This is a genomic window from Xanthomonas sp. SHU 199 (assembly GCF_000364665.1).
Lineage (GTDB): Bacteria > Pseudomonadota > Gammaproteobacteria > Xanthomonadales > Xanthomonadaceae > Xanthomonas_A > Xanthomonas_A sontii.
Genome location: NZ_AQOI01000288.1, coordinates 1 through 8,590, shown reverse-complemented (window position 1 = coordinate 8,590; position 8,590 = coordinate 1). Strand labels below are relative to the sequence as shown.

The 8,590-nt window shown below is 69.7% G+C and carries 6 protein-coding genes; all 6 read right to left on the bottom strand.

Going from position 1 to position 8,590, the window contains the following annotated elements; genetic code table 11:
• Positions 1–1,621: DUF4118 domain-containing protein (locus D183_RS0110670; RefSeq protein ID WP_017908978.1), on the bottom strand; the 1,621-nt coding region annotated here is incomplete at its 3' end.
• Between the two features lie 60 nt (positions 1,622–1,681).
• Positions 1,682–2,308 (bottom strand): potassium-transporting ATPase subunit KdpC, encoded by a 627-nt coding sequence (gene kdpC, locus D183_RS0110665; RefSeq protein ID WP_026144371.1) that lies wholly within the window; start codon positions 2,306–2,308, stop codon positions 1,682–1,684.
• A gap of 39 nt (positions 2,309–2,347) precedes the next feature.
• A complete protein-coding gene (kdpB, locus tag D183_RS0110660; protein ID WP_026144370.1) occupies positions 2,348–4,417 on the bottom strand; it encodes a potassium-transporting ATPase subunit KdpB in 2,070 nt (689 codons plus the stop codon).
• Between the two features lie 10 nt (positions 4,418–4,427).
• Positions 4,428–6,146 (bottom strand): potassium-transporting ATPase subunit KdpA, encoded by a 1,719-nt coding sequence (gene kdpA / locus D183_RS0110655; protein ID WP_017908975.1) that lies wholly within the window; start codon positions 6,144–6,146, stop codon positions 4,428–4,430.
• A gap of 16 nt (positions 6,147–6,162) precedes the next feature.
• Positions 6,163–6,255, bottom strand: coding sequence for a potassium-transporting ATPase subunit F (locus tag D183_RS0110650; RefSeq protein WP_010341961.1), 93 nt, complete (start codon positions 6,253–6,255; stop codon positions 6,163–6,165).
• A gap of 289 nt (positions 6,256–6,544) precedes the next feature.
• On the bottom strand, positions 6,545–8,053 hold the full coding sequence (locus D183_RS0110645) for an outer membrane beta-barrel protein (protein WP_039727084.1): 1,509 nt from the start codon (positions 8,051–8,053) through the stop codon (positions 6,545–6,547).
• Between the last annotated feature and the right edge of the window lie 537 nt (positions 8,054–8,590).

Genomic DNA, 8,590 nt, shown 5'->3' with positions numbered 1-8,590 from the left:
AGGCCTCGGCGTCGAGCGTGCCGGCGAGCGCGCGGCGCCCGGCCTCCAACACCTGGCCGAGGTCGGCGGCGCTGGTCAGTTCGCGGCCCAGCCGCTGCAGTGCGGTGGTCTGCGCGTTGACCGCGCGCAGCGCCAGCACCTGCATGCGCAGGCGCGAGGCCAGGCGCCCGGCGACCAGGGCCGCGACCAGGAACAGCAGCACCGTGACCACGCCCTGGCGCGCGCCGATCTGGAAGGTGAAGCGCGGTTCGATGAAGAAGAAGTTGTAGCTGAAGAAGCTCAGCAGCGCCGCCAGCACCGCCGCGGTCATCCGCGTCTTCGATGCCACCATCACCACTGCGACGATGAACACCATCGACAGGTCGTCGATGCCGACCCAACTTTCGGCGATCCACGCCACCACCACCGCCAGCGCCGACGCCACCGTAGCGAACAGCAGGTCGTCGCGCGACAGCCAATGCGCGGGGCTGCGCCAGCGCCGCCGCGCCCGCGCGCGCGCTTCCGGCGAACTGATGATCACCAGTTCGTAGTGCGCGCCGCGTTGCAGCAGCTGCTGGGTCAGGGTGCGGTTGATCATGCGCGCCAGCGGGCGCTCGCGGGTGCGGCCCAGCACCAGCGTGGACACGCCGCTGCGCGCGGCATGGTCGAGCAAGGCATCGGCGACGTTGGCGCCGTGCAGCAGCGCGGCCTCGCCGCCCAGCCGGCGCGCCAGCGCGAAGGCGCGGTCGATCTCCAGTTGCCAGTCGGCATCCGGCTGCGCCTGGGTCTGCACGGTGACCACCGTCCACGGCGCGCCGCGGCGCTCGGCCAGGCGCCGCGCCACCCGCACCAGGTAGTCGGACTGGCCGCGCCCGTCGATCGCCACCATCACCGTGCGCCGCAGCGCCACGCTGGTGCGGCCCTGCGCGGCCTGCACGTCGCGCAGATCGTTGTCGACGCGGTCGGCGGCGGTCTGCATCGCCAGCTCGCGCAGTGCGGCCAGGTTGGACGGCGAGAAGAAGGCCTGCAGCGCCTGCCCGGCCTGCTCGGGCAGGTAGACCTTGCCCTGCTGCAGGCGTTCGATCAGCTCGCGTGGCGGCAGGTCGACCAGCACGATGTCGCGCAGGCGGTCGAAGATCGCATCGGGCACGGTCTCGCTGACGCGCACGCCGGTGATGCGGTGGACCACGTCGTTGAGGCTTTCCAGGTGCTGGATGTTGACCGTGCTGTAGACGTCGATGCCGGCGTCGAGCAGTTCCTGTACGTCCTGCCAGCGCCGCTCGTGACGGCTGCCCGGCGCGTTGCGATGGGCCAGTTCGTCCACCAGCACCAGCGGCGGGCGCAGCGCCAGCAGCGCATCCAGGTCCATCTCGTCCAGGGTGCGGCCGCGGTACTCCAGCCGCCGCCGCGGCTGCACGGTGAGGCCCTCCAGCAGCGCCGCGGTCTCGGCGCGGCCGTGGGTCTCGACCACGCCGACCACCAGGTTGCTGCCCTGCTGCTGCAACTGCCGCGCACGCGACAGCATCGCGTAGGTCTTGCCGACCCCCGGCGCCGCGCCGAGGAACACGGTCAGGCGCCCGCCGCGCTCGCGCTGCAGTTCGCCGATCAGGGCGTCGGCCTGTTGGGTGCGGGGGTCGGGCATTTGGAGCTGGGAATGGGGAATTGGGAATGGGGAATCGCAAAGCCTACAGCGCGGCGCGCCTTACCGCTTTTGCTCCCTCCCATTCCCGATTCCCGTTTCCCCATTCCCGGCATCCAAGGCCAAATTCAGCGCCAGCACGTTCACCCGCGGCTCCCCCAGCACGCCGAACTGGCGCGGCTGGGTCTGTGCGGCGACCAGGGCGGCGACGGTCTGCGGCGACAGGCCGCGCGCCGCGGCCACGCGCGCCACTTGGATGTGCGCCGCTTCCACGCTGATGTCCGGGTCCATGCCGCTGCCGGACTGGGTGATCAGATCGTCCGGCACCTGCGCCGGGTCGATGCCTTCGCGCGCGGCCACCGCCTGGCGGGTGGCGTCCAGGCGCTTGCGCAGGTCGGGGTTGCTGCGCGCCTGGTTGCTGCCGGCCGCCGACATCGGATCGTACTTGGCGCCGGATGGACGTGGCTGGAAGTAGCCGGCGGCGGCGAACGGCTGCGCCACCAGCACCGAGCCGACCACGCGGCCATCGTGGCTGCGCAGGCTGCCATTGGCCTGCTCGGGGAACAGCGCGCCGGCCAGCACGGTGGCCAGCAACGAGTACAGCGCCGCGGACGCGAGCACCAGCAGCGACAGCACCAGCACCGCGCGCCAGCGCATCGGTTCGCGAAGGGAAACGGAAGACACGGTCATGGAGGTAATTCCGAAGGAGCGTGAGAATCGGCGCTGGGGTCAGCCCAGCGCCACCAGCAGCAGATCGATGGCCTTGATCCCGACGAACGGCAGCAGCACGCCGCCCACGCCGTAGATCAGCATGTTCCGGCGCAGCAGCGAGGTCGCCGAGGACGGGGTGAAGCGCACGCCGCGCAGCGCCAGCGGGATCAGCGCCGGGATCACCAGCGCATTGAAGATCAACGCCGCCAGCACCGCGTTGGTCGGGCTGGACAGGCGCATCACGTTCAGCGCGGCCATCTGCGGGATCGAGGCGGCGAACAGCGCCGGCAGGATCGCGAAGTACTTGGACACGTCGTTGGCCAGCGAGAACGTGGTCAGCGCGCCGCGGGTGATCAGCTGCTGCTTGCCCACTTCCACCACCGCCAGCAGCTTGGCCGGATCCGAATCCAGATCGACCATGTTGCCGGCCTCCTTGGCCGCCTGGGTGCCGGAGTTCATCGCCAGGCCGACGTCGGCCTGGGCCAGCGCCGGCGCGTCGTTGGTGCCGTCGCCGACCATCGCCACCAGGCGTCCGCCGGCCTGTTCCTGGCGGATGCGCGCCAGCTTGTCCTCGGGCGTGGCCTCGGCGATGTAGTCGTCGACGCCGGCCTCGGCGGCGATGGCCGCGGCGGTCAGCGGGTTGTCGCCGGTGATCATCACCGTCTTGACGCCCATCGCGCGCAGCCGTGCGAACTTCTCGCGCACGCCGTGCTTGACCACGTCGGACAGCTCGACCACGCCCAGCACGTGCCGGCCCTCGGCCACCACCAGCGGCGTGGCGCCGCTGCGCGCCACCTGCTCGACCCGGCTCTTCAGTTCCGCCGGCACCTGCCCGCCCAGCGCGGTGACGTGGCGGATCAGCGCATCGGCGGCGCCCTTGCGGATCGACCGCGGCGGCTGCATGCCGTTGGCCGGCAGGTCGACGCCGGACATGCGGGTCTGCGCGGTGAAGGCGACGAACTCGGCGCCCGCCGGATCGGCCGGCGGCAGGCCCTGCTCGCGCGCCAGGCGCACGATCGACTTGCCTTCCGGGGTCGGGTCGGCCAGCGACGACAGCATCGCCGCCTCGCGCAGCTGCGCCACGTCCACGCCGCTGAGCGCATGGAACACGGTGGCCTGGCGGTCGCCGTGGGTGATGGTGCCGGTCTTGTCCAGCAGCAGCACGTCGACGTCGCCGGCCACTTCCACCGCCTTTCCCGACTTGGCCAACACGTTGGCCGACAGCGCGCGGTTCATGCCGGCGATGCCGATCGCCGGCAGCAACCCGCCGATGGTGGTCGGGATCAGGCACACCAGCAGCGCGATCAGCAGCAGCGGATCCACGTGCACGCCGACGAAGCCGGCGATCGCCGGCAGCGAGGCGACCACGATCAGGAAGGTCAGGGTCATCGCCGCCAGCAGCATGGTCAGCGCGATCTCGTTCGGCGTCTTCTGCCGGTTGGCGCCTTCCACCAGCGCGATCATGCGATCCAGGAAGCTGTGGCCCGGCTCGGCGGTGACCTTCACCAGGATCTCGTCGGACAGCACCTTGGTGCCGCCGATGACGCCGGAGCGGTCGGTGCCGGCCTCGCGCAGCACCGGCGCCGATTCGCCGGTGACCGCGGCCTCGTTGATGGTGGCCAGGCCGTGCACGATCTCGCCATCGGCCGGGATCAGCTCGCCGGCCGACACCACCACCAGGTCGCCCGGGCGCAGTTCGGCGGCGGGCACGCTGGTCTCGGCGTCCAGCCGCACACTGGCGACCCGGCGCGCCACCAGGTCCTTGCGCGCACGCCGCAGCGAGGCGGCCTGGCCGCGGCCGCGAGCCTCGGCCACCGCCTCGGCGAAGTTGCCGAACAGCACGGTGACCAGCAGGATCGCGGTCACCGCCCAGCCGAAGCCGGCCGGGCCCTGGCCGGACACGGTGATCAGCGCCGACAGCAGCGTGCCGGCGAAGACCACGGCCATCACCGGGCTGCCCAGCAGGTGCCTTGGCGACAGCTTCAGCACGCTGTCGCGCAAGGCCGCGCGCAGCGCCGCGGCATCGAACAGCCCAGGCCGGCGCGCCGGCGAAGAAGCCACGGAAGTAGAAGGAAGCGGGGTGCTCATCGTCGTCGTCTCAGTGCGCGGCCAGGGTCAGGTGATCGGCGATCGGTCCCAACACCAAAGCCGGCGTGAATTGCAGAACGGTCAGGATCGCGATGACCGCGATCAGGGTCAGCGCGAAGGTCGGGGTTTCCACCTGCAGGCTGCCGCCGGTTTCCGGCGCCACCCGCTTGCGCGCCAGTTGCGCGGCCACGATCAGCGGCACGATCAGCGCCGGATAGCGGCCCAGCAGCAGCACCACGGAGCAGCTCAGGTTCCACCATGGAATGCCGTCGCCCAGCCCCTCGAAACCGGAGCCGTTGTTGGCGAACGCCGAGGTGTACTCGTAGAACACCTGGCTGATGCCGTGGAAGCCCGGATTGGAAGTCGCCGAGATCGAGGCCGGCAGCGCCAGGGTGACCGCGGTGAAGCCGAGCAGCACCAGCGGCTGCAGCAGGATCAGCAGCGCCAGCAGGCGCACTTCCGGCGCCTCGATCTTGCGTCCGAACAGTTCCGGGGTGCGCCCGGTCATCAGGCCGGCCAGGAACACGCTCAGCAGCAGGTACACCAGGAACTGCTGCAGGCCGCAACCGATACCGCCCCAGATCGCGTTGATCAGCATGTTGATCATCGCCACGCCACCGGTCAGCGGCGCCAGCGAATCGTGCATGGCGTTGACCGAGCCGTTGGAGGTCTGCGTGGTCAGCGACGACCAGGCCGCCGAGGCATCGACGCCGAAGCGCACCTCCTTGCCCTCCATCAGCGCGGCACTGCCGGGCGCGTGGCCTTCGGCCCACAGCGACACCGCGGTGGACGCCAGCGACATCACCAGCATGCTGCCGAACACCAGCGCAGTGAACTTGCGGCGCCCGGTGAACGGGCCGACCATGAACGCCACCGCCACCGGGATCAGCACGATGCCCAACATCTCCAGCAGGTTGGAGAACGGCGTGGGATTTTCCAGCGCCATCGCGCTGTTGGGGCCGTACCAGCCGCCGCCGTTGGTGCCGAGCTGTTTGATCGCCACCATCGCCGCGACCGGGCCGAGCGGGATCTTCTGTGTCTGCTGGCCGGCGCTGGCGTCCAGCGGCGTGGCGACCGGACCGGCCGCCAGCGTCGAAGGCACGCCCTGCTGGGTCAGCAGCAGCGTCCACAGCAGGCACAGCGGCAGCAGGAAGCGCAGGGTCGGACGGATCACGTCGGCCCAGTAGTTGCCGAGGTCGACCTCCTGCGCCGTCTCGCCGCCACTCGCGGCCGCCTTGCGCGCCGCATCCTGGCCACGCCCACCGAACAGGCCGCGCAGCGTCGCCGCCACCAGCGCCAGGCCCATCATCGGCGTGATGAACTGCAGGCCGACCACGCCCACCGCTTGCGACAGGTACGACAGCTGCGCCTGGCCCGAGTAGTGCTGCTGATTGGTGTTGGTCAGAAACGAGACCATGGTGTGCAAGGCCACGTCCCAGCGCATGTTGGGCACCGCATCCGGATTGAACGGCAGCCAGGTCTGGGTCACGAACAGCACGAACACCAGCACGCCCAGTACCAGGTTGCTGGCCAGGAACGCGCCGGCATAGGCGCGCCAGTGCATGCCGCGCGCCGGGTCGGTGCCGAGCAGGCGGTACAGCGGGCGTTCGATCCAGCCGAACAGCGCGTCGCCGCGCATCGGCGCCCCGCGCATCACCTTGGCCAGGTACAGGCCCAGCGGCCATCCCAGCAGCAGCGCGAGCGCATAGACAAGCAATGTATCGATCATGGAAGTGGCACTCGGCTCAGAAATCTTCGGGGCGCAGGATCACGTACAGCAGGTAACCGGCCGCGACGATCACCGCCACGCCGCAAACGAACGAAAGCCAACCGCTCATGGTCTCAACTCCGAAACAAAGGGACGGCCCGCCGCAGGGCAGGCCGCAATCGTGTGGGAACACCGCCGGACGCGGCATGCGCACGGAGGCAGAAGGGAAGCGCAACATGGCGACGCACGCCGGGTCGGACAGGCCTTCTGGCCCAGGCCGGCATTATCGAAGCCGTCGCCATAAACTCTCCGTGGCGAAGGCGCGCGGCACGCATAAATTCTGCGTAAAACCGCGCGACGCAGGGGCGTGCGCCACGTCTGCCGGCGCCGCGCCGCCGCCACGGCAGCGCGCGACGACCTCAGTAATGCAGGATCGCGTCGATCAGCGCCGTCGCCTGATGGTTGCGGCGCCCGCCGTCGTAGGCGGGGAAATCGTAGGCGTGCTCGTAGCGCAGCTCCGGGCGGATCTCCAGGTCCTGCGACACCCAGTGGGTGAGGCCGATGGTGTGGCTGGAGTAGCGCGTGGCGAAACCGGTGCGCTGGCCGTCGTGGTCGTTCACGAACTCGTTGCGGATCGCCAGCATGTCCGACGCGCCGAGCTGGATGTTGACGTAGTTGACGATGGCGTCGGCAGTGCTGCGCCCCAGCGGAAAGTCCGGCGCCTCGCCCAGCGCATAGCCCGGGCGCCCGGTCGGCGCGTGCGACTGCGACGGATCGGTGGCCAGCGCCTGGTCGCGCACATAGATATGGTAGGCCTCGGTGAGCATGTGCACCTTCGGCGAGAAGCGGTGGCCCCAGGTGAGCACGAACTCCTGCAGGTTGTTGTAGGTCTGCGCGGCGTTGTTGTACGACTCCACGCACGGATACAGCATGTCGTCGTTGCTCTTGGAGACCCAGCGCAGGCAGGCCTGCGCGCTCAGGCGGCTGGTCGCGTCCCAGATCGCCGAATCGTCGCCGCCGTGCACGCCGAGCTGCAGCGTCCACTGGTCGTTGAGCTTGGTGGTGGTGAGGATGCCCATGTTGGTATAGGCATCGACCGTGTACAGGATCGAATGGGTCAGCAGGTAATTGTTCGGCGAGAACTGCGCTTCGATGTCCGGCAGCGACAGGTAACGGCCGACCGTGACCAGCATGCCCTGCGCCACCGACGGCAGGTACAGATCCACGTGCGCGATCATCGGATCGTTGCCATAGATCTTGCCGTTGAGCGCGCTGTTGGGCTGCGGGTGGTGCAGCAACTGGTCGCTGGTGACGCCCTTCATCGTGGTGTAGTGGTAGTCGTAGCCGTACAGGTCGTCGAGGTGGAAGCCCCAGTCGACATGGTCGGTCTGCACCGTGTCCGGCACGCGCTGCAGGCGGATCAGCGCCTGATTGAACTCGCCGCGGTTGGGCCGCGTGGAGTAGGACAGCGGATAGTTGCTGCGCGAGGACGTGCTGGCGTTGAGCGAGGGATTGATCCAGCCGTACAGCTCGATGCGGTTGCGCTGCATCCACTGCCCCACGCGCGTGCACGCCAGCGCCTTCTCCACCGGATACTGCGCATTCTCGTTGGGCACCCCGACCGGGTAGTCGACCGCGCCAAGCTGCCATTCGGCCGACGGGAACGGCGGCGAGGAGAACGGCGCCGGCAGCCCGCGACGCGCCGGCGTCGGCGCATCGGGATCGGCCGGCTGCGCATCCTCGCGATAGGCCGAGGCCAGGCGCGAGAAGAAGCCATTGGAACAATCTGCGCTGCGTGCCAGCGGCACGGGGGCGGGCTCCGACGCCGGCATCGCCTCCGACACGGGCGCAGCCAGGCCCACGGCGGCGGCATCGCCGGCGCACAGCACGGCCAGGGACAGGAACAGGGGATGGAACTTCATGGACATCGCGACGTCGGCTCGCAACGAGCCGTCCTTCGTTGGGTGGAGGGGGCAACGACGGCGCGCCGCCTCACGCGCACGCGCCATCGCAGGCGATACGCCGGGTAACGCATCGCGGGGAGGGAGTTGGAATGCAGCGCCGCGGTGGCGGCGGCGTTATGTCGTCAACGCGCGTGCAGTGAACGCGCGCGGCCGTGTGGCGGCGGATGTTGCAGCGCGCTGCGGCAGCCATCGTGGCGTCGCGGCGCAGGTGGCATGGCCGCCACGCGGACGCGGACGGCACGCCGTTGCGTCTGCGGCACGCGGCGCCTGCAGGCGATCGGTGCGGCCTGCGACACGCTCAAGATTGCAGCCATCGATTCCACGCAAGCATCCCCGTCATCAGCGCGGAAAGTATAGGAATCGCCGAATATCTTCGTTGCAAAGCGCGCGCCGGTTCGAATAAAAGCTGCGTAAATTCGTGTGCTGTGCTGGCGTGGTGTGCGCGCTATGTGGCAATGCGTGGTGCCGTACCCTCATCCGCCCCTGCGGGGCCCCTTCTCC